Here is a 20,564-nt window from a genome sequence, read left to right on the forward strand (position 1 = left end):
ACGGACGGCAACGACACGGCGGCGTACGAGGGCGGCGGATGGCGGGCCGTCGCGGGGGGCCCCGGGGGCCCCCCCCCGGGGGGCCCCGGCGCCCCCCCCGGGGGCCCCCCCGCCCCGCCCCACCCCACACCGACGGAGCCGTCATGCTTTCCTGCTGCACCCCCGGACACGGTGACGCCACCACCATCGCGCTCACCCCGGCGCCGCGGCCACCCGCCGAAGCCGGCCGGCGGGCCGTCCGGCGCCTGATCGACCTGCCGGGCGGGCGCTTCCTCATGGGGACCGACGACCCGGACGGCTTCCCGGCCGACGGCGAAGGGCCGGTGCGCGAGGTCGCCGTCGACCCGTTCCGCATCGCCCCGACGACGGTGACCAACGCCCAGTTCGCCACCTTCGTCAAAGCCACCGGTCACGTCACCGAAGCCGAACACTTCGGCTTCTCCTTCGTCTTCGGCGGCTTCCTGGCGGACGACGTCGCCGCCGTGTCCCGGCCCGTCGCGGCCGTCCCCTGGTGGCGGGCCGTCCCCGGTGCGAGCTGGCGCCACCCGGAGGGAGCCGGCTCGTCCGTCACCGCGCGCCAGAGCCACCCCGTGGTCCACGTCTCCTGGAACGACGCCCAGGCGTACTGCGCCTGGTCCGGTACCCGCCTGCCCACCGAGGCCGAATGGGAGTACGCGGCCCGCGGCGGCCTCGAACAGCGGCGCTACCCGTGGGGCGACGATCTCGCGCCCGGCGGCCGGCACATGTGCAACATCTGGCGGGGTGACTTCCCCACCCTGAACACCGCGGAGGACGGCTACGAGGGCACGGCGCCGGCCAAGTCCTTCCGTCCCAACGGCTTCGGCCTCTACAACGCGGTCGGCAACGTGTGGGAATGGTGCGCCGACCGGTTCGCGCCGGGCGCCGGCCGCGTGATGCGCGGCGGCTCCTACCTCTGCCACGACTCGTACTGCAACCGCTACCGCGTCGCGGCCCGCAGCTCCAACACGCCCGACAGCTCCACCGGCAACATCGGCTTCCGCGTGGCCGCGGACCATGCCGTCCCCGGACGTGATGCCGCGCACCGGTGACGGCAACAGAGCCCACGCCTCCGCGGCGAGGTGAAATCCGCAAGACGAGACGGTTCGGTCCGCAGTACGCTGGTCCCATGTGCGTGCACTGCCTGTTCCTCTGACCCCTGCCGCGTGATCCGGCCACGGCCACCACGCAGCCGGTTCACGCTGCCCTTCGCCAGGAAGCAGGTGCCACGCTCTCAGAGGATTCCCCATGCAGCCCACCCGTCCCACGACTCCCACCACCGCAGGCTTCACCGCACCGGTCTCCCAGCTCGCTCTCACCGATGTGTCCAAGGCCTACGGCGACCGCGTCGTGCTCGACCAGGTCTCCTTCAGCCTGCGCCCCGGCGAGCGGGCCGCGGTCATCGGCGAGAACGGCGCCGGCAAGTCGACCCTCATGCGGCTGATCGCCGGTGTCGAGGCACCCGACCACGGCCGGATCACCCGCAGCTTCCCCGGCGGCATCGGTCACCTCGCGCAGACCCTCGGTCTCGGGCCGGACCGCACCGTGCGGGACGCCGTCGACTCCGCCCTGCACGAGCTGCGCACGCTGGAGTCCGACATCCGGGCCGCCGAAGCCGCGCTCGCGGACGCCGAGCCCGTCCGACCCGCCCAGCTCGACGCGTACGGTGACCTGCTCACCGCGTACGAGGCCCGCGACGGCTACACGGCCGACGCCCGCACCGACGCGGCCCTGCACGGACTCGGCATCGGGCACATCGGCCGCGAGCGGACCCTCGGCTCGCTGTCCGGCGGCGAGCAGTCCCGGCTCGCCCTCGCCTGCGTACTCGGCGCGTCCCCGGAGCTGCTGCTGTTGGACGAACCGACCAACCACCTCGACGAACCGGCCGTGGAGTGGCTGGCGGAGCGACTTCGCGCACACCGGGGCACGCTCGTCGTGATCACGCACGACCGCGCTTTCGTGGAGGCCGTGGCCACGACCGTGCTGGAGGTCGACCGCGATCTTTTGACCGTCACGCGGTACGGAGACGGCTGGGCGGGCTACCGGGCCGCCCGGGCCGCGGCCCGCCGGCGTGGCGAGCAGCGCCACCAGGAGTACCTCGACGAACTCGCCCGTACGCGGCGACTCGTCGACGCCGCCGGGCACCGGCTGGCCACCGCCGGCAAAGACCCGCACGAGGGCTTCGGCAAGCACCGGCGCTCACACGAGGCCAAGCTGTCCGGGCAGGTCCGGGCGGCCCGACGGCACATGGACCAGCTGCTGCGGGAGCCCGTCGCGGCGCCGCCGGAGCCGCTGCGGTTCACCGCGCGGATCGACGAGGACGGCGACGCCCTGCCGGAGGACACCCCGTACGTGGCGGAACTCGCCGCGGTCCGGGTCGACGGCCGGCTGAACGTACCGGAACTGGCGATCGGGCCGGGCGCGCGGCTGCTGGTCTCGGGCCCAAACGGCGCCGGCAAGTCCACGCTGCTGCGGGTGCTCGCCGGTGACGTCACCCCGGACCAGGGCACCGTACGGTGCGGGACATCGGTCGGCTACCTCCCGCAGGAGGTCACCTTCGATCCGGGCCGACACCCGCTGCTGCACGGCTTCGCGGCCGGACGCCCCGGCGATCCGGAGGAGTACGCCGATCAGCTCCTCGGCCTCGGCCTGTTCCGCGCGGAGGACCTGCGCGTGCCCGTGGCCGCGCTCTCGGTCGGCCAGCGCCGCCGGCTGGAACTGGCCCGGCTCGTGACGCGACCCGCCGGACTGCTCGTACTGGACGAGCCGACCAACCACGTCTCCCCGGCCTTGGTCGAGGAGTTGGAGGAGGCCCTGGCGGCCTTCAGTGGCGCCGTGGTCGCGGTCTCCCACGACCGCCGCTTCCGCTCCACCTTCACCGGCCCCGGCCTGGAGCTCTACGCGGGCTCCCCGGTGGCGGGCTCCGTCCGGCACGTCTAGTGCTGTGACCGGAAAGGTTCACCGGGTCACGGCGCTCGGCACGGCACCTCGCCGCGTTGTCGGACCGCGCAAGTACGTCCAGTACGAGCCGCGGCCCTCCGCCTTGCGATGCACCGCACCGAACACCGCGCCCCGGCAAACCTTTCCGGTCACAGCACTAGGTCGAGGCGGCGCCCGCCGGGATTGGGCTACCGTCGGCTCCATGGAGCGAATCCGAGCGGTCCTGATCGACATCGACGGCGTCCTCACCGTCTCCTGGAAGCCCCTGCCCGGAACGGTCGCCGCCATGGAGCGGGCGCGCGCCGCCGGCCTCCGTCTCGCGCTGGTCACCAACAACACCTCCCGCACGCGCGCCGCCATCGCCGCGCGCCTTGCCGACGTCGGCTTCCCCGTCGGCGTCGAAGACGTCCTGAGCGCCCCGGCCGCCACGGCGGCGTACCTGCGCGAGCACTGTCCGGGCGCCCGCTGCCTCCTGTTGGGCAGCGGCGACGTACGGGACGACCTGTCGGGAATCACCCTCGTCGACGACGGGGACGCGGACGTGGTCGTGCTCGGCGGCGCGGGCCCCGAGTTCACCTACGAGGCCCTCAATCGCGTGTTTCACCAACTGCGGCGCGGGGCCCGGTTGGTGGCCATGCACCGCAACCTGTACTGGCGTACCGAGGGCGGCCTCGATCTGGACACCGGCGCGTACATCGAAGGTCTCGAGAAGGCCGCCCGCACGAAGGCGGAGGTGACGGGCAAGCCGGCGCCCGCGTTCTTCGAGAGCGCCCTCGCCCACCTGGGTGTCGACGCCTCCGAAGCGCTGATGGTCGGCGACGACATCGAGGCGGACGTGCTGGCGGCCCAGCGGTCCGGCATCGTCGGCGTCCTGGTGCGGACGGGCAAGTACCTCCCCGACACGCACCACGCCGCCTCCGGAACCCCCGACCACGTCCTCGACTCCTTCGCCGACCTGCCGGACCTGCTGATCACCCCGCCCGCATCGCCTTGACCCGCTCGGCCACGGCAGCCGGCCGGACGGTTCCGGCTCGCATCGCTCGTGCGTCGTATCGTTGACCACATGACCGACGTGTCGACCGGCATCACGACGGGGGCCGTGGCCCGACGGCTGGGGGTCTCCCCGACCACGCTGCGGTCGTGGGACCAGCGGTACGGCATCGGCCCGGCGGCGCGTGAGGACGGGCGGCACCGGCGCTGGTCCCCGGCGGACGTCGCGATGCTGGAGGCGATGTGCCGGCTCACCGCGTCCGGGGTGCCGCCGGCCGAGGCCGCCCGGGTCGCCCGGGCGGGAGCGGGGCAGCAGCCCGGGCCGGTGGCCGTCGACGGGCCCGCGCCCACACCCGCCGGCGCCCCGGGTTCCGGCGACGGGATGCCGCGCGCCGAGATCCGTCAGGCGTTCCGGGGGCTGGCCCGGGCGGCGGTGCGCCTCGACGGCCCCGCCATGGACACGCTGCTGCGCGACCTCATGGCCGCGCACGGGCTCGTCACCTCCTGGGAAGAGGTCATGGCGCCGGCGCTCCACGCCGTCGGCCGCAAGTGGGAGTCCTCGGGCGACCGGTACGTCGAGGTGGAGCACCTGCTGTCCTGGCACATCTCCACCGCCTTGCGCAGGTTGGCGGGCCCCGCCCGTCCGCGCGGGGCGGACTCGGCCCCGGTCCTGCTGGCCTGCGTCCCCGCCGAGCAGCACACTCTCGCCATCGAGGCGCTGGCCGCCGGACTGGCCGAACGGGGGCTGCCGACCCGCATGTTCGGAGCGGCGGTCCCGGCCGAGGCGCTGGACTCGGCGGTACGGCGCCTGGGCCCCGCGGCCGTCGTCCTCTGGTCCCAGGCGCGCTCCACCGCCGGTCACGCCCTGGCCCGGCACGTCGCGGACATCTCGTTCGGGGTTCGGGGCGCCCGGACCCACCCCCTGGTGCTGCTCGCCGGCCCCGGTTGGGCCGGGCGGGCCATCGCACCGGGAATGCTCCGGCCCGGCAGCCTGCGCGAAGCCCTCGACGTCCTGGGCCGCTGAGTCCGGGGCCGGCCGGCGGCGGAGCCGCCGCATGCCACGGCGGGCATGGCTCTTGACGGTGCCGAGCGGCATTCCGGTGCGCCGCGCGATCTGCTCCTGCGTCAGGTCCCCGAAGAACGCGAGCGTCAGGACGTCACGCTGGACGCGGGGCAGACGAGCGAGTTCGCCGGTGACGACGATCCGGTCGAGTACGCGGTCGGGTCCGTCGACCGCCTCGGTGCGCGGCGGCAGCTCGGCTCCCGCCGCGGCGACGAGTGCGGTCCTGCGGGTGCGGGCGGAGAGCGCGTCGGCGATCTTGCGGCGCGCGATGCCGACCAGCCAGGCGGGGACGGGTCCCCGCTCGGGGCGGTACCCGCGGCGACCGCGCCAGGCGGCGATGAACACCTGCTGCGTGACGTCCTCCGCCTCGTGGGGGTCCCCGATCGTACGGCCGGCGAGCGTGTGCACGAGGCCGCCCCAGCGCCGGTAGGCCAGGGCGAGGCAGTGTTCGTCGCCGCGGGCGAGCCCGGCACCGATCTCCTCGTCCGTCGGCCCGTCCGTCGGCCCGTCGGATCGCGGGCCGGGCAGATCGTCGGGCGCGAGGGGGTCGACGCGGCGTGCCGGGGCCGCTGTGATCATCACCGCTCCTCCTCCCGCCCGGTGTACGGGCCACCACCGGGAGCCAGGCGCTTCCGGCCTCCTCAGCATCCGGCGACCGGAAGCCGCGCCTCAACACGCATCGGTTGTGCGTCGTTTCCCCGTCTGTGACGTGCCCTGGACGGCCTGGTCCTGGCCTCGGGCTCGGCGGAAGCGTGCCAGGCCGTCGGCGAGCGTCACGATCGGGTCGGGGTACCCGCGGGAGGACCTGTCCGCCGCGGAGAGCTTCCACGGCTCGTGGATCAACGGGGGTTCCAGATCGGCGAGTTCCGGGAGCCACCGGCGGACGTAGGCGCCGATCGGGTCGTACTTCTTCCCCTGGAGCACGGGGTTGAGGACCCGGTTGGGCCGGGTGTCCGTGCCCGTGCCCGCGACCCACTGCCAGTTCAGCTGGTTGTTGGCGACATCGCCGTCGACGAGGAGGTCGAGGAAGTGGCGGGCCCCGTCCCTCCAGTCGAGGTAGATGGTCTTGGTCAGGAAGGAGGCCGCGAGCAGCCGCCCCCGATTGTGCATCCAGCCCTCGTGTGCGAGTTGTCGCATGGCGGCGTCCACCACGGGGTACCCGGTCCGGCCTTCCTTCCAGGCACGCAGGTCGGCCTCCGCCTGCTTCCCGTGCCGCCACCGATCGTCCCGCGGACGGTAGTCCTTCGTGGCGGTGTCCGGCCGGGCGCTGAGCAGCTGGTGGTGGAAGTCCCGCCAGCACACCTGTCGTACGAACGCCTCTGCTCCCGCCCCGCCCCGGGACCGCGCGCGGTGCACCACCTCCGTCGCGGAGACCGTGCCGAAGTGCAGGTGGGGCGAGAGACGGGAGGTCACGTCACCGGCGAGGTCATCGTGCCGTTCCCGGTACGCGTCGACGTGCCGGGACATCCAGGCCGTGAGCAGCCGGCGCCCCTCGCGCTCCCCGCCGAGGGCCAACCCCTCGGACACTGCGGCGACCGCGGCCCGCGAGGGCAGCTCGTCGGAGCGTACGCCCTGGGGCACCGGAACCGACCCGGGGGCCGCGACCGGGGAGCGCGGCGGCTCGGCCGACCACCGCCGGTAGTACGGGGTGAACAGGGCGAAGTGGTCCGACGCGCCGGGAGTGACCTCGCCTGCGGGCAGTACGGTGACGACTCCGTCGTGGACGTACAGGCGGCGGCCGTCGGACTCCAGGGCGTGGCGCAGCCGCCTCTCCCTCTCGCGCGCGAAGCCACTGCACCCCGCGGCCATGTGCACCTCGTCCGCGTCGGCCTCCCGGGCCACGGCGCACACCTCGGCCACGGGGTCGCCGTGCCGTACGACGAGCCGGCCGCCCCGTTCACGCAGCCCGGCGTCCAGGTCGGTCAGGCAGTCGGCGAGAAAGGCCAGCCGGTTGGGCGCGGAGAACCCGGCCCGGTCCACGGCGGGGTCCCGGACGAAGAGGGGGACCACCTCGGGCGCCGATTCCAGCGCGGCTCGCAGGGGCTGGTGGTCGTGGAGGCGGAGGTCCGCGGTGAAGAGGACGACCGAGACGTTCATGGCACCACTCCTGGCGATCGAGCACCGGGGCGGGGGCGACTGCGCCCGGTGGACTGCTGCACGTGCTCTGCGGTTCTCCTTCTCCGCGCGGGGCGCTCACGGATGCGGCGGCCGCTCCGCGACGGCGGATTCCTCCGCGGTCCGCGCGATCCTGCGGGCCATGCCGCCGAACACGACCGCGTGGAAGGGCGCGACGCTCCACCAGTAGAGCTGTCCGGCAAGCCCCCGGGGGTGGAACAGGGCGCGCTGCCGGTACCGGGAGCGGCCGTCCCCGTCCCGCTCCGCGTACATCTCCAGCCAGGCCTTGCCGGGCAGGCGCATCTCCGCCCGGAGCCGGAGCATGCTCCCCCGCTCGATCTCCTCCACGCGCCAGAAGTCCAGGGCGTCGCCGACCCGCAGCCGGCCGGCGTCACGGCGCCCGCGGCGCAGCCCCGCCCCGCCGACGATCCGGTCGAGCCAGCCACGCAGGGCCCACGCGAGGGGGAAGGAGTACCAGCCGTTCTCGCCGCCGATCCCCTCGATGATCCGCCACAGGGCCTCGGGTCCCGCGGCGACGTCCCGTTCTCGTTCGTCGGCGTACAGGCTGCCGCCCGCCCAGTCGGGGTCGGTGGGCAGCGGGTCACTCGGCGCTCCCGGCAGCGTCGCCGAGGACCAGCGCGTGACGACCTGGGCGTCGCGCACGCGCTGCAGGGCGAGGGCCAGGGCCCGGTCGAAGGGCACGGGCGCCCCCGGCGGGTCGGGGACGTGGTCGGCGATGTCGTGTTCGGTGCACACGACCTCGTACCGCAGGGACTCCGCGAGGGGTCGCGCGAGGGCTGCGGGTACCGGTGTGACCAGTCCGATCCACTGGCTGGACAGGCGTGGGGTGAGCATGGGGACGGGCAGGATCAGCCTGCGGGGCAGACGGGCGACCGCTGCGTAGCGCTCCATCATCTGCCGGTACGTGAGGATGTCCGGCCCCCCGATGTCGAAGGTCCGGTTGACCCCCTCGGGCATGCGGGCGCTGCCCACGAGGTAGCGCAGGACGTCTCGTACGGCGATGGGCTGAACGCGGGTGCTGACCCAGCTCGGGGTCACCATGACGGGGAGGCGTTCGGTGAGGTACCGGAGCATCTCGAAGGAGGCGGAGCCGGAGCCGACCACGACGGCGGCCCGCAGCACGGTCGTGGGTACCCCTGATTCGAGCAGGATCCTGCCGACCTCGGCCCGGGAGCGCAGGTGCGGGGAGAGGTCCTCGTCCGGGATGCCCGCCGGGGTGAGACCCCCGAGGTACACGATCCGCCGGACCCCGGCCCGGCGGGCCTCCGTGGCGAAGGTGCGGGCGGCGCGGCGGTCGGTCTCCTCGAAGTCCCGCACGGAACTCATGGAGTGGACCAGGTAGTACGCCACCTGTACGTCCCGCAGGGCGGACCGCAGGCTGCCGGCGTCGGTGACGTCGCCCCGGACCACGTCTACGCGGTCCGCCCACGGGTGGTCGCGGAGATGGGCGGGCGTGCGGGCCAGGCAGCGGACGGTGTACCCGGCGTCGAGCAGTTCGGGCACGAGCCGGCCGCCGATGTAGCCACCGGGGCCGGTGACCAGGCACCGCTCGCCCGTGGATGAGGTCTGTTCACGCGTCGCCATGCACAGTCACTCCCCTTCCCGACCGGAAGGACATGGAATCGGATGCGATCGGACATCCGATCGGACATCGCCCTGCCTCGTGCAGGCCTACGTCCTGAGTCTTCCCCCTTCCCGGCCTCCTTGGATGCGGTCGACGGGCGAGGGTGGGTCTCCGGTGCCAGGCTGGGTCGTACTCGACCGTGAAAGGCCATCGTCATGATCACCACTGACTTCGCCCCCGGCTCCCCCTGCTGGCTGGACCTCGGCGCTCCCGACGTACCCGCCGCCGCGGCCTTCTACGGCGCCGTCCTGGGGTGGGAGTACGAGTCCATGGGCGAGGGGGAGGACATGGAAGGCGGCATGTTCCGCAAGGACGGCAAGATCGTCGCCGGGCTCGGCAAGCTCACCGAGGAGGGCGCGCGCTCGGCCTGGATGATCTACTACAGCGTGACCGACGCGGACGCCACGACCCGGGCCGTCGAGAGCGGCGGCGGCACGGTGCGGGTGGAGCCGAGGGATCTCGACGAGTGGGGCCGGATGGCGCAGTACAGCGACCCGCTGGGGGGCCAGTTCGCGGTCTGGCAGCCCGGCACGAACAAGGGCGTCGACCTGGTGGACGAACCGGGCTCGCTGTCCTGGACGGAGCTGTACACGAGCGACGCCTCCGCCGCGAAGGAGTTCTACGGCGGTGTCTTCGGCTGGCGGTTCAGTGACATGGGGCTGCCGGGCGGCGGAGGCACGTACTCGCTCATCACCCCCGCCGGCCTTCCCGAGGAGCGCATGCACGGCGGCCTGATGGAGCTCCCGAAGGAGAACCTCGCCCTGGCGAACGGACGGGCGTACTGGCACCCGGTCTTCAACGTCCCGGACTGTGACGCCGCGGTCGCCAAGGTCACCGAGAACGGCGGCAGCGTGCAGATGGGGCCGGAGGACGCCGAGGGCGTCGGCCGGCTGGCCGTCTGCCTCGACCCGTCGAACGCCGACTTCGTGCTGCTCACCCCGACCCCGACCGCCTAGTGCTGTGACCGGAGCGGGCCGCCCGCGAGTTCCGCCAGAGCGGCCGCCAGGGCGACGAGGCCGGGGCCGGCGGGGCCGCCCGGCTCGGACATGTAGACGTCCCGGCGGATCTCGATCATCAGCGCACTCACCCGCTCGTCCTTGCCGTAGTGCTTCAGCGGTACGTACGTGCCGGCGAAGGGGCTGTCCAGCCCCGTGCCGCCGAAGCCCGCGAACGCCTTCTCGGCCGCGGCGAGGAGCCCGGCCGGGGTGTGGAAGGGGTCCGTGCCCAGGCAGATCGGCGGCCGGTGGCCGTCACCGTGCAGTTCGTACGGGAGCGGCTCCGTCGGGTACGAGTGGACGTCGATGATCACGGCTCGTCCGACGGCCTCCAACCGGTCCTCCACGGCCCGCGTCATCGCGTCCGCGTACGGGTGGAAGTAGCGGTCGATCAGCGGCCGATCGTCGAAGTCGTCCGGGCGCAGGCGCTCGCGGTGGGTCGTGCGCGTGTACACCGCTCCCATGCCGACGGCCCGCATCTCCTCGCGCTCGTCGGGGAACCGCTCGGGGTCGATCACGAGCCGGGACAGCCCGTTGACGAACTGCCACGGCGTGACGGACGACCCGGCCGCGGCCGCCGCGGCGATGTCGGCGGTGTGGGAGTCCGTGATGTGGTCCAGCTCCCGCGCGAGCGCCTGGTCGTCCAGCACCATGCCGCCGCGGACCGACTCCGGTACGACGCGCGAGGAGTGCGGCACGTGCAGGATCACCGGCGACGTGGCGGCGCCGGGAAGGAGCCGGAAGGACTCGGGCGAGTGATTCATGTGTGGTTCCTCGGTGAGGCGGGCCGTGCGTCGAAGCCGAGTACGGTCTCGACACCCCGGCGCAGGGCCCGGGCGGTGGGCGGGGGCGCGTAGGAGAGGCGGAACAGGAGCAGTTCGGTCTCGTCCGGGCGCTGCGGGACGATGGCGGACAGGCGCTTGCGCAGGGCGTGCAGCGTCGCGGTTTCCGTGGCGTCGAGGCCGGCGCCGTCGCCGCGCTCGACGCGGGCCAAGAGGTACAGCAGTACGGTGACGGGCTGGAATCCGAGGCCCAGGGACGTGGCGGTGAGCCAGAGCCGTTGGAGGGCCCTGCCTCCGTCGAAGGAGGCGCGGGAGCCGGTTCCGGCGATGGTCAGGCAGCCGATCGCCGAGGATCCCGCGACGCTGCTGCGCGCGCCTTCCTCGAAGGCCCGGCCGCCGCCCATGTCCCGGACGAAGGCCAGGTGGGGCTGGTGCCGGGCGAGGGACAGGCCGGCCAGGTCGGTGGCGTCCGCTTCGAGCGTGGCGATGTCGATGCCGTCCCGGGTCGACCGCACTTCCTCGGGGGTCCAGCGCAGCTCGCTCATCATTTCGCGGTGCAGGCGCGGGGACAGCATGCGCAGCCGGTCGGCGGCGCCCAGGACGCGCCCCGTCTCCTCCAGGTCCGCGCGGTCGGTGACCAGGTGCAGGCGTGCGCCGCTGTCGGCCGCGCAGCGCGTCAGGGCCTGCCGGTGGGCCTCGTCCAGGGGACGGGCGGGGCCGAGCCGACGGTTGGTGGCACGCCGGTCGATCCAGTCGACGAGCGCGGGCCGCGTGGTGTGCGGGGCCCTGGAGAAGGTGAGTTCGCAGACGAGTCCGGGATCGACCGGGTCGGGAAAGGGGCGCACGTGGCAGGCCCAGCCCGCGGCCCGGGCCGCGAGGTCGATGTTCTCCACGGCCGCTCCGATCGCCAGGTGGGTCGCGGCCTCCCGGAAGTCGAGCAGGGTCGTGGGCCGGGTGTCGTCGGTGCGGCAGTGCAGCACCGGGCCGCGTGCGCGAAACGTCCAGGGCTGGACGTTCCCTCCGGAGGGGGCCTGGATTCCGTACGCCACGAGGCGCCGGATGCCCTCCTCGCCGAGGGCCTCCCCGGGGCCGGGCAGGGGGAGCGCGGGGCTCCGTACCGTGCCGGTCGGCTTCTCGGGCGCCGCGGAGGGCGCCGGGTGGGCCTGGATCCGGGCCTGCGCCCCGTCGCGTATGAGCTCCGCCGGGTCGACGAAGAAGCGTCCCGAGGCGGTGAACTGCCCGAGCAGGACGCGCCGGGCGGTATCGGTGAGCACGGCGGCGCCCAACGCCACCCCCGAGGCGAGCTGGGGCCAGGAGGAGAGGGTGTGCCCGATCTCCATCAGCGAGGGGGCCATGCGTGCCGAGAGGTTCTCCGGGCCCAGGATCCGCATCACGTGGGGCACCTTGTCGCGGACCGGAAGACCCTTGAGGTCGGCGGCCGCCACCCCGTCGATCAGACCGTGCAGCAGGGGCCGGTCCGGTTCGAGGTCGAAGCGTTCCACGTCCAGCATGCCGCGCTCATTGGTCTCCATCAGCACGACGATCCCGTGCGCCCGGGCGCGTTCGCGGGCGAAGACCTTGATGTAGAGGTCGTCGCACTCCTCGATGAACAGATCGGCGCGGCCGTCGCCGGTGAGGAACGCGTCGACGTTGTCCTCGGTCAGGCCTTCGGGCCAGATCGTTATGTCGAGGTAGGGGTCGATCTCGTACATCTGACGGGCGGCGATGACCACTTTGGGCAGGCCTATGTCGGTGACCGAGGCGCGCAGGCGGTTCAGGTTCGAGAGGGAGAGCCGGTCGAAGTCCGCGATCCGGAAGCGGCTGCCGACCCCTTCCTGGGCGAGGGTGAACGCGCTGGCGGCGCCCACGGAGAGGCCGGCCACGGCGATCGTCCTGCCGGTGAGCTCGGCCTGTTCCGCCGCCGTGATCTTGTACTGGTTGCGGGACTGGCGCAGCTCGCGGTACTCCGGCTCGGGCAGGACGTGGGCGAGCCGGCGCGACCACGGGTACCAGACCCAGGTCCCGTACTCCAGGGGCGGCCGACCGCCGAGGTGTTCCGCCACGGCCTCCGCGAGTTCGTCTTCGCTCGGACGCCAGGCGGGGCGGCGGGTGCCGAGCAGCTCCGCGACCTGTTCGGTCAGGGTGTCCCCCACCGCCCTCGCCTCGCCGCGGGTCAGCATCCCGGTCAGCTCCGCCCGCTGCCCGGGGTCGCTCGCGGAGAACAGCCGCGGACGCCAGGGGCTCGTGTCGTCGGCCGTCCGCCGGACGAGGGAGTTGATGTGCGCTTCCAGACTCATCGTGCACCTTCGGCAGGTCGTGGTCGGGGGACAGGGGGCGGACGGAGGGGGTCAGGCTTCCGGCGAGGACGTCGACGGCATTGACCGCTGCGACGGAAGCGACGGCTGCGACGGCTGCGACGGCTCGAACAGCCGCAGTCCGAGTTGGTCGGCACAGACGCGCAACACCTGCTCGGGTACGCGCTCGCGCGTGCTCCTCAGCCCTTGGCCCAGCGCGTGCAGCGCCCGAGTCAGCCGCGCTTCCCGATGGTGGAACGCCTCGATGCGGTCGATGGAGTAGTACGAGGTGACACCGGGCAACGGGGCGTCGACCAGGGGGTGTTCCCACCGCCAGCGATATCCGCAGCGTTCGTACGTCCCCGTCAGCGGGGCCGAGCAGCTGCCGAGGAGCGCCGTGGCGCCCAGGGTTTCGGCGGCGGCGACACCGGCGACCACCAGTACGGTGACGAGGTGGCGTCCCTTCCACTGCGGCGCCACCCAGGCGCCGGAGAGTTCCGCCACCACCTCTCCCCGGGCGCGCGCCGCGGCGACGGCGGAGGAGACTTCCGGACTGCGGAGGTGGATCTCCGAGGGCAACTCCCCTTTGACACCGTGGTGGATGCGCACCCCGCCCACGAGCCGGCCGTCGTCGTCGACGGCTGCCACGCAGCTGAGCGCATCGGCGCCGACGCGCGGGTCGCCCTTGCCGAACCTCACCATCGTCTCGTGGCCGAGCCGGGCGTACGCCCTCTCCTGCTCGGCGAGGAAGTCCTGGTAGAGCGGGTCGTCGAAGTCGATGTCGAACAGTTCGAGGTGCATGCGGGTGCCTTGAGGGTGTGGGTGGACCGGCGCGCGACAGCCCGGCGCGGCGGGGTCGGCCGTGGTCGAGACCGCCCGGTGCGCATGCGTGTGCAGCGTTCCCTCGCCCCCCTCCCCCGTCCACCGCGCGAAGGGTGGCGCGCGGCGCAAACCGACTGTACCGGCGGTGCGCCGTCCACGTCCCGCGGCCTCCGAGGTCCGCCCCGGGGCCACCCCGTCAGCCGGCCGGCGGAAACACTCCCACTCCCGCTTCCCGCTCCTTGCCCACGACCCCGGCCGTGGCTTGCGCCAGCAACCGGAGGGCCGTACGGGCTTCCGAGTCGGCGGGAGCGGTCGCCACGACCAGGAGCTGGTCGTCGGTGAGTCTGAGCGCCTGCTGGGTGACCGTCAGGGAACCGACCAGCGGATGCCGCATCCGGTGTTCGGCAACCGTGCACATCCGTACCCGGTGATCGGCCCACATCGTCGCGAACTCGGGGCTTGCCATGCTGAGTTCGCCGATGAGGGCGGCCAGCAGCGCGTCCCCGGGGTGGCGGCCCGCCGCGTAGCGCAGGCCGGCCACGACGGCCCGGGCCTTGTCCTCCCAACTGGCGTACAGGTCCCGGGTGTGGGCGTCGAGGAAGATCAGCGACGCCATGTTGGGGCGGTCCGCGGGCCGGTCCGGTGCGGTCGCGTCCAGGTGGCCGGCGAACAGGGCGTGGCCCAGCGGGTTCCAGGCCAGGATGTCGTTGCGCCGACCGGTGACGACGGCCGGCACGTCGGGCATGGAGTCCAGGAGCGTACGGGTCGCCGCGTCGACGCGCTCCGGCGGCGGGCGGCGGGCCGGTCGGCGCCGGACGGCGGACCCCGCGAGGTCGTGCAGGTGCCGGCGCTCGACCTCGTCCAGCCTCAGGGCGTGGGAGATCGCGTCCAGCACCTCCGGGGACGCGTTGTGCGCGTGGCCCTGTTCCAGGCGGGCGTAGTACGAGGCGCTGACTCCGGCGAGCAGGGCCAGTTCCTCACGGCGCAGGCCCTGGACGCGGCGCCGTTCGCCGTAGGTGGCGAGGCCGATGTCCTCGGGGCGCAGCCGGGAGCGGCGGGCCAGCAGGAACGCGCCGAGAGAGCTCTGTCCGTCCATGCGCCCCAGTATCCGGGAGGGCTCCCACCGGTTGCCGCTCCCTGTCGGGGATAGGCAGCGGAGGGTGTGGCTACCCGCTGCGGCGCCGGCGAGTGTGGGGGCCATGGACACCATCGAGTTGGGCAACGTCACCGTGAGCAGGGTCCGCGAGTTCTACGGACCCCTCGGGCTCACCCCCCACGCCTTCATCCCCGAGAGCAGCGAGAACGTATGGGCGGAGGAATCCGCCTGGCTGCGGCCGGAGTTCGTCGACGGCGAGCCGCCGGTCGCCAACGCGGCCCTGCAGACCTGGGTGCTGCGCAGCGAGGGCCGCACCATCCTGGTCGACACCGGCGGCGGCAACCACAAGTCGCGCCCCGGCATGCCGTGGGACCGGCAGGAGACCGACTTCCTGGGCAACCTGGCCCGGGCCGGAGTACGCCCCGAGGACGTCGACCTCGTCGTGAACACCCACCTGCACGCGGACCACGTGGGCTGGAACACCCGTCTGGACGGCGAGGACTGGGTGCCGACCTTCCCGAACGCCACCTACCTGATCCACCGAAACGATTTCGACTTCTGGAACCCGGCGAACGGTCACGCCTCCGTCCTCGGCGACGGCAACGTCGAGGCGTTCGAGGACAGCGTCGCCCCCGTCCACGACGCGGGCCGGACCCTGTTGTGGGAGGGCGACAGCCACCGGATCGACGCGAACCTGACGCTGGAGCTGGCCGCGGGCCACACGCCCGGGTCCTCCGTGGTCACGCTCGCCTCGGGCACCGACCGGGCGGTGTTCGTCGGAGACCTGCTGCACAGTCCGGTGCAGATCATGGAACCGGACGCGAACAGCTGTTTCTGCGAGGACGCCGAACAGGCGCGGGCCGCACGGCGCCGGCTGCTCGGCTGGGCCGCCGACCGGGGCGGGCTGCTGATCCCGGCGCACTTCGGCGGCCACGGCGCCGCCGAAGTGGTGCGCGACGGCGGCGGCTTCGCCCTCAAGGGCTGGGCCCCGTTCACCGCGTACACGCCGGGTGACGAGGCCTGACCGACAGGCCCTGGGCCGAGGAACCCCTCAGTGGCCCTGCTCGAACGTCCGGAGCAGGTCCGCCGCGATGCTCACCGCGATCGTGGCGGGTTCCTTGCCGGTGATCCCGGGCGTTCCGATCGGGGTCTTGATCCGATCGATGGTGGCGGCGTCGTGGCCGCCCTCGGTGGCCAGGCGGTGCTTGAACCGCGTCCACTTGGCAGCCGAGCCGATCAGTCCGATCGAGCCGAGCTCGGGGGTGCGCAAGGCGGCGTCGCACAGTGCGGCGTCCTCGGCGTGATCATGGGTCATGATCAGGACGTGGGTGCCGGGTGCCAGGTCCGCGAGCACCTCCTCCGGCAGGAGGGGTGTGTGGTGCACGTGGACCTCCGCCACCGCATCCGAGAGCACACCGAGCCGTTCGTCGGTGAGCATGTCGGAACGGGAATCGATCAGGTGCAGATCGATGTTGTGGCGGGCCAGGATGCGTGCCAGCTCCAGCCCGACGTGCCCGATGCCGAAGACCGCCACCGCGGGTACCACCGGCAGCGGTTCGAGCAGCACGTTGACGACTCCGCCGCAGCACTGCACGCCGTGGCTGTTGGTGACCTTGTCGTTGAGGGCGAACTCCATCAGCTCCGGCTCCGGGTCGGACGAGCCGAGCAGCTCGCGGCCCCGATCGATGGCGACGGCCTCGATGTTGCCGCCGCCGATGGAGCCCCAGGTCTCGGTCCGTCCCACGACGAGCTTGGCACCGGCCTTGCGGGGTGCGTGGCCGCGCACGGTCGCGACGGTCACGAGCGCACCGGGTTCCCGGCGAGCTCGCAACCGCGCGACCGCGGCCACCCACGTCATGTCAGGCATTGCTCAAAGCGCTCGTGGCGGTGAGGACTTCACTGCCGTCGCGCTCCACATCGGCCGCACGGGCCGCTTCGATCGCCCAGTACACCGCTTCCGGCGTCGCGGGGGCGGCGAGGTCCACGCTGACTCCGGCGGGCCCGAACGACGCGGCGGCCTGCCGCAGCGCTTCGCGCACGCAGAACGCCAGCATCAGCGGAGGCTCACCGACGGCCTTGGAGCCGTACACGGCGCCCTCTTCGTGGGCGTTCTCCATCAGCGTGACGTTGAACTCCTCGGGCATCTCCGAGAAGCTCGGCAGCTTGTACGTGCTCGCCGCCTGGGTCAGCAGTCGCCCGCGGTTCGGACCGTCGCTGGTGTCCCAGCGCATGTCCTCGAGCGTCAGCCAGCCCGCGCCCTGCACGAAGCCGCCCTCGACCTGACCGATGTCGATCATCGGGGACAGGCTGTCGCCGACGTCGTGCACGATGTCCACGCGCCTGATGCGGTACTTGCCGGTGAAGCCGTCCACCTCGACCTCGGCCGCGGCCGCGCCGTAGGAGAAGTACTTGAACGGCGAGCCTCGGAACGACTTGGCGTCCCAGTGCAGACCCTCGGTCCGGTAGTAGCCGGCCGCCGAGAGCTGGACCCGCTGGAAGTACGCGGTGTGCACCAGGTCGTCCCAGGCCAGCTCCTTGTCGCTGCCCAGGGTGCGCGCGACGCCGTCGACGATGCGCACGTCCGAGGCGTTCGACCCCAGCTGGCTGGCGGCCACCTGCAGCAGTCGCTCGCGCAGCTGCTCACAGGCGTTCTTGATCGCTCCACCGTTGAGGTCCGCGCCGGAGCTGGCGGCGGTGGCGGAGGTGTTGGGCACCTTGTCGGTACGCGTCGGGGCGAGGCGGACCTTGTGCAGCGGAATGCCCAGCGTGGTCGCGGCCACCTGCAGCATCTTGGTGTGCAGGCCCTGGCCCATCTCGGTGCCGCCGTGGTTGATCAGGACGGAGCCGTCCTTGTAGATCAGCACGAGCGCGCCGGCCTGGTTGAAGGCCGTGAGGTTGAACGAGATGCCGAACTTGATGCCGGTGATCGCGAGCGCCCGCTTGGTGTGCGGGTGCGCGGCGTTGAACGCGGCGATCTCGCGCTTGCGGTCGGCGATGCCGCCGTTGTTCTCGACCTGCTCCCAGACCGCGGCGATCCGCTCGGCCTGCGTGACCGGCTGGCCGTACGGCGTGTGCTGACCCAGACCCGGCTGGTAGAAGTTGCGCTTCCGCAGCTCCATCGCGTCCAGGCCGAGCAGGGGCGCCACCCGGCCGAGGATGTCCTCGATCACGAGCATGCCCTGCGGGCCGCCGAAGCCGCGGAAGGCCGTGTTGGAGACCTTGTTGGTCTTGGCGATGCGACCGGCGACACGCGCGTTGGGGATCCAGTACGTGTTGTCGATGTGGCACAGCGCGCGGGCCGTCACCGGCTCGGACAGGTCCAGGCTCCAGCCGCCGTCGGAGGTCAGCGTGGCGTCCAGGGCCTGGATGCGGCCGTCGGCGTCGAAGCCGATCTTCCAGTCGGCGTGGAACCCGTGCCGCTTGCCGGACATGGTCAGGTCCTGGGTGCGGTTGAGTCGCACCCGGACCGGCCGGCCGGTGAGCTTGGCGCCGAGTGCGGCGATGGCCGCGAACCCGTGCGGCTGCATCTCCTTGCCGCCGAAGCCGCCACCCATGCGCAGGCACTGCACGGTGATCTCGTGGCTGTGCAGGCCGAGAACGTGCGCGACGATCTCCTGCGTCTCCGAGGGGTGCTGGGTGCTGCTCTGGATGAAGATCTGCTCGGCCTCGTCGATGTAGGCCAGCGCGGCGTGCGTCTCCAGGTAGAAGTGCTCCTGGTCGGCGAACTGGAACTCGCCGCTGAAGACGTGCACGGAGTCGGCGAAGCCGGCGTCGATGTCGCCGGTCTCCATCAGGGGACGGGCGCCGTGGAAGGCCTCGGCCGCGATCGCTTCCTTCAGCGTCATGATCGAGGGCTCTTCGTCGACTTCCACCTCGACGGCCGCCGCACCGAGCCGGGCGGCCTCCAGGGTCTCGCCGAGCACCCAGGCGACCGAGTGGCCGTGGAACTGGATCTCGTCGGGGAAGAGCGGCTCGTCGTGCTTCATGCCGGCGTCATTGACGCCGGGCACGTCGGCGCCGGTGAGCACGCGGACCACGCCGGGCACGGCGAGCGCGGGCTCGGTGTTCAGCTTGGTGATCCGGCCGCGGGTCTTCATGACCTGGACCGGGTACGCGTGCAGCGTGTCCTTGGTCCGGTAGACCAGGTCGTCGGTGTAGAGCGCGGTGCCGGTGACGTGCAGGAACGCGCTCTCATGCGGCATCGAGACGCCGACTACGGGCTTCTCGGGACGCTCGGACAGATGACTCATGACGACACCGCCTCGGTGGTCTGTGCGTGCAGCTTCAGCAGGCTCTGGCCGAGCATCGCGGAACGGTAGATGGCGCTGGCGCGGTGGTCGCTCATCGGCGTTCCCTCGCCCCGCAGCACCCGGGCCGCGGCCTCGACGGTCTCCGCCGACCACGGCTTGCCCTCGAGGGCCGCCTCGGTGGCGAGTGCACGGATCGGGGTGGCGGCCACGCCGCCCAGGCCGATGCGGGCCTTGCGGACGATGCCGTCCTCGATGTCGAGCGCGAAACCGATCGCCACGCTGGAGATGTCGTCGAAGCGCCGCTTGGCGATCTTGTGGAACGCCGTGACGGGCGACAGCGGCAGCGGGATGCGCACGGCGCGGATCAGCTCGTCGGGACGGCGCACGCTCTGCCGGTACCCGGTGAAGTACTCCGCCAGCGGGACCACGCGCTCACCGTCGGCGTCGGCGAGTACGAGCGACGCCTCCAGCGCGAGCAGCACCGGCGGGCTGTCACCGATGGGGGAACCGGTACCCAGGTTGCCGCCGAGGGTGCCGCTGTTGCGGATCAGGCGCGACGCGAACTGCGGGAACAGCTCCGCCAGCAGCGGGACGTCGCCGTCGAGGCGCCGCTCGATCTCGGTGAGGGTGACCGCCGCGCCGATCTCGATGTGGTCGGACTCGACGCGCAGCTCCCGCAGCTCGGGCAGCCGGTCGATGGCGACCACCAGGTCCGCACGACGGGAACGGATGTTGACCTCGACGCCGTAGTCGGTGGAACCGGCCACCACGACCGCGTCGGGGCGCTCGCGCAGCAGCTGCAGCGTTTCGGCCAGGGTGCTCTTGCGCACGAACGTGCTGTCGCCCTGGGTGTACTCGGTGACGGCCGGCGCCGGCGGCTCCTGCTCGCGACGCTGCGCCAGCGGGTCGTCCTCGGTGGGCTCACCGACGGCGAACGCGGCATCGCGAATCGGGCGGTAGCCCGTACAGCGACACAGGTTTCCGCTCAGCGAGTGCAGATCGAAACCGTTCGGACCGTGCTCGGCATCGGCGTGGTCCGCACCGTCCGCCGATTCCCCGTGCGCACAGCGGTCGGGGCGGTAGTACTCGGAGGCCATGCTGCAGATGAATCCCGGCGTGCAGTAACCGCACTGGGATCCACCGCGGACCGCCATCTCCTCCTGCACCGGGTGCAGGGTGGGGGGCGCGCCCGCTTCGCCGGGGGTGGCGAGGCCTTCGGAAGTGATGACCTCCTGGCCGTCGAGCGCCGCGGCCGGGACCAGGCAGGCGTTGACCGCCACCCAGTCAGTGGGCTTGTCCACGCCGGGGCGGGCCACCAGGACCGAACAGGCGCCACATTCGCCCTCGGCACAGCCTTCCTTGGTGCCCGTGAGGCCACGGTCACGAAGGAAATCGAGCACCGTGGTGTGGGGCGCGGCCGGTGAAAGCGGCGTCTCTTCCCCGTTGACCGTGATCCGCGCGGCTACCATGGCGCAACCCCATTTCGGTGCGCGATCAATCTGATTGTCCTAGTCGCCATTTCAGGAGCTTTCTATTTCGGTGGCGCAGCTCGAG

The 20,564-nt window shown here is 72.6% G+C and carries 15 protein-coding genes and 1 pseudogene; 6 read left to right on the top strand and 10 right to left on the bottom strand.

Features of this window, described 5'->3' with window-relative positions; translation table 11 throughout:
• Positions 1–143: 143 nt before the first annotated feature.
• From ACFV9H_RS11485 to ACFV9H_RS11500, 4 genes are all read left to right on the top strand, one after another.
• Positions 144–1,070 carry a formylglycine-generating enzyme family protein gene (locus ACFV9H_RS11485; RefSeq protein ID WP_385396466.1) on the top strand — a complete coding sequence of 309 codons (927 nt, stop codon included), beginning with the start codon at positions 144–146 and terminating at the stop codon, positions 1,068–1,070.
• A 196-nt stretch (positions 1,071–1,266) separates the two neighbouring features.
• Positions 1,267–2,958 carry a ribosomal protection-like ABC-F family protein gene (abc-f, locus tag ACFV9H_RS11490; RefSeq protein WP_385396468.1) on the top strand — a complete coding sequence of 564 codons (1,692 nt, stop codon included), beginning with the start codon at positions 1,267–1,269 and terminating at the stop codon, positions 2,956–2,958.
• A 202-nt stretch (positions 2,959–3,160) separates the two neighbouring features.
• Entirely contained in the window at positions 3,161–3,952 is a 792-nt protein-coding gene (locus ACFV9H_RS11495) for a TIGR01458 family HAD-type hydrolase (protein WP_385396470.1), read from the top strand.
• 69 nt (positions 3,953–4,021) lie between these two features.
• A complete protein-coding gene (locus tag ACFV9H_RS11500; RefSeq protein WP_385396472.1) occupies positions 4,022–4,972 on the top strand; it encodes a MerR family transcriptional regulator in 951 nt (316 codons plus the stop codon).
• Here the strand turns inward: ACFV9H_RS11500 and ACFV9H_RS11505 are convergent.
• The 3 genes and pseudogenes from ACFV9H_RS11505 to ACFV9H_RS11515 form a co-directional block, all read right to left on the bottom strand.
• A pseudogene (locus tag ACFV9H_RS11505) lies at positions 4,967–5,590 on the bottom strand (RNA polymerase sigma factor); the annotation flags it as partial. The gene ACFV9H_RS11500 and the pseudogene ACFV9H_RS11505 overlap by 6 nt on opposite strands.
• A 90-nt stretch (positions 5,591–5,680) precedes the next feature.
• The gene (locus tag ACFV9H_RS11510; protein ID WP_385396474.1) at positions 5,681–7,108 is read right to left on the bottom strand and encodes a cryptochrome/photolyase family protein; all 1,428 of its coding nucleotides are present in this window, start codon (positions 7,106–7,108) and stop codon (positions 5,681–5,683) included.
• 96 nt (positions 7,109–7,204) lie between these two features.
• On the bottom strand, positions 7,205–8,731 hold the full coding sequence (locus tag ACFV9H_RS11515; RefSeq protein ID WP_385396476.1) for an SDR family oxidoreductase: 1,527 nt from the start codon (positions 8,729–8,731) through the stop codon (positions 7,205–7,207).
• A gap of 195 nt (positions 8,732–8,926) precedes the next feature.
• Here ACFV9H_RS11515 and ACFV9H_RS11520 point away from each other — a divergent pair, with 195 nt between their 5' ends.
• Complete coding sequence (locus ACFV9H_RS11520; protein ID WP_385396478.1) at positions 8,927–9,727, top strand: VOC family protein; 801 nt, start codon at positions 8,927–8,929, stop codon at positions 9,725–9,727.
• Here the strand turns inward: ACFV9H_RS11520 and ACFV9H_RS11525 are convergent.
• From ACFV9H_RS11525 to ACFV9H_RS11540, 4 genes are all read right to left on the bottom strand, one after another.
• The gene (locus ACFV9H_RS11525) at positions 9,724–10,530 is read right to left on the bottom strand and encodes an N-formylglutamate amidohydrolase (protein WP_385396480.1); all 807 of its coding nucleotides are present in this window, start codon (positions 10,528–10,530) and stop codon (positions 9,724–9,726) included. The two genes, ACFV9H_RS11520 and ACFV9H_RS11525, sit on opposite strands and share 4 nt — an antisense overlap.
• Positions 10,527–12,845, bottom strand: coding sequence for an Rv1355c family protein (locus ACFV9H_RS11530; RefSeq protein ID WP_385396482.1), 2,319 nt, complete (start codon positions 12,843–12,845; stop codon positions 10,527–10,529). The genes ACFV9H_RS11525 and ACFV9H_RS11530 overlap by 4 nt, the downstream gene beginning before the upstream one ends.
• Positions 12,846–12,896: 51 nt before the next feature.
• Positions 12,897–13,643, bottom strand: a complete 747-nt coding sequence (locus tag ACFV9H_RS11535; protein WP_385396484.1) for a GNAT family N-acetyltransferase — start codon at positions 13,641–13,643, stop codon at positions 12,897–12,899.
• 217 nt (positions 13,644–13,860) lie between these two features.
• Positions 13,861–14,760, bottom strand: coding sequence for a helix-turn-helix domain-containing protein (locus ACFV9H_RS11540; protein ID WP_385396486.1), 900 nt, complete (start codon positions 14,758–14,760; stop codon positions 13,861–13,863).
• Between the two features lie 103 nt (positions 14,761–14,863).
• Between ACFV9H_RS11540 and ACFV9H_RS11545 the strand changes: the two genes are divergently transcribed.
• Entirely contained in the window at positions 14,864–15,784 is a 921-nt protein-coding gene (locus ACFV9H_RS11545; RefSeq protein ID WP_385396488.1) for an MBL fold metallo-hydrolase, read from the top strand.
• A 27-nt stretch (positions 15,785–15,811) separates the two neighbouring features.
• Here the strand turns inward: ACFV9H_RS11545 and xdhC are convergent, their stop codons facing one another.
• The 3 genes from xdhC to ACFV9H_RS11560 are packed head-to-tail and all read right to left on the bottom strand — an operon-like array spanning position 15,812 to position 20,479.
• A complete protein-coding gene (gene xdhC, locus ACFV9H_RS11550) occupies positions 15,812–16,618 on the bottom strand; it encodes a xanthine dehydrogenase accessory protein XdhC (RefSeq protein WP_385396625.1) in 807 nt (268 codons plus the stop codon).
• A 1-nt stretch (position 16,619) separates the two neighbouring features.
• Entirely contained in the window at positions 16,620–19,010 is a 2,391-nt protein-coding gene (gene xdhB / locus ACFV9H_RS11555) for a xanthine dehydrogenase molybdopterin binding subunit (protein ID WP_385396490.1), read from the bottom strand.
• Entirely contained in the window at positions 19,007–20,479 is a 1,473-nt protein-coding gene (locus tag ACFV9H_RS11560; protein WP_385396492.1) for a xanthine dehydrogenase small subunit, read from the bottom strand. Before ACFV9H_RS11560 ends, xdhB begins: the two co-directional genes overlap by 4 nt.
• Between the last annotated feature and the right edge of the window lie 85 nt (positions 20,480–20,564).

The sequence above is a fragment of the Streptomyces sp. NPDC059874 genome (genome assembly GCF_042731135.1).
Taxonomy (GTDB): domain Bacteria; phylum Actinomycetota; class Actinomycetes; order Streptomycetales; family Streptomycetaceae; genus Streptomyces.

What these genes read in the sequence shown, in the direction of transcription:
- ACFV9H_RS11495 (WP_385396470.1), top strand. Translation starts at nt 3,161, where the DNA reads ATGGAGCGAATCCGAGCGGTCCTGATCGACATCGACGGCGTCCTCACC.
- ACFV9H_RS11510 (WP_385396474.1), bottom strand. Translation starts at nt 7,108, where the DNA reads ATGAACGTCTCGGTCGTCCTCTTCACCGCGGACCTCCGCCTCCACGAC.
- ACFV9H_RS11485 (WP_385396466.1), top strand. Translation starts at nt 144, where the DNA reads ATGCTTTCCTGCTGCACCCCCGGACACGGTGACGCCACCACCATCGCG.
- ACFV9H_RS11545 (WP_385396488.1), top strand. Translation starts at nt 14,864, where the DNA reads ATGGACACCATCGAGTTGGGCAACGTCACCGTGAGCAGGGTCCGCGAG.
- abc-f (WP_385396468.1), top strand. Translation starts at nt 1,267, where the DNA reads ATGCAGCCCACCCGTCCCACGACTCCCACCACCGCAGGCTTCACCGCA.
- ACFV9H_RS11515 (WP_385396476.1), bottom strand. Translation starts at nt 8,731, where the DNA reads ATGGCGACGCGTGAACAGACCTCATCCACGGGCGAGCGGTGCCTGGTC.
- ACFV9H_RS11500 (WP_385396472.1), top strand. Translation starts at nt 4,022, where the DNA reads ATGACCGACGTGTCGACCGGCATCACGACGGGGGCCGTGGCCCGACGG.
- ACFV9H_RS11525 (WP_385396480.1), bottom strand. Translation starts at nt 10,530, where the DNA reads ATGAATCACTCGCCCGAGTCCTTCCGGCTCCTTCCCGGCGCCGCCACG.
- ACFV9H_RS11540 (WP_385396486.1), bottom strand. Translation starts at nt 14,760, where the DNA reads ATGGACGGACAGAGCTCTCTCGGCGCGTTCCTGCTGGCCCGCCGCTCC.
- ACFV9H_RS11535 (WP_385396484.1), bottom strand. Translation starts at nt 13,643, where the DNA reads ATGCACCTCGAACTGTTCGACATCGACTTCGACGACCCGCTCTACCAG.
- ACFV9H_RS11530 (WP_385396482.1), bottom strand. Translation starts at nt 12,845, where the DNA reads ATGAGTCTGGAAGCGCACATCAACTCCCTCGTCCGGCGGACGGCCGAC.
- xdhB (WP_385396490.1), bottom strand. Translation starts at nt 19,010, where the DNA reads ATGAGTCATCTGTCCGAGCGTCCCGAGAAGCCCGTAGTCGGCGTCTCG.
- ACFV9H_RS11560 (WP_385396492.1), bottom strand. Translation starts at nt 20,479, where the DNA reads ATGGTAGCCGCGCGGATCACGGTCAACGGGGAAGAGACGCCGCTTTCA.
- xdhC (WP_385396625.1), bottom strand. Translation starts at nt 16,618, where the DNA reads ATGACGTGGGTGGCCGCGGTCGCGCGGTTGCGAGCTCGCCGGGAACCC.
- ACFV9H_RS11520 (WP_385396478.1), top strand. Translation starts at nt 8,927, where the DNA reads ATGATCACCACTGACTTCGCCCCCGGCTCCCCCTGCTGGCTGGACCTC.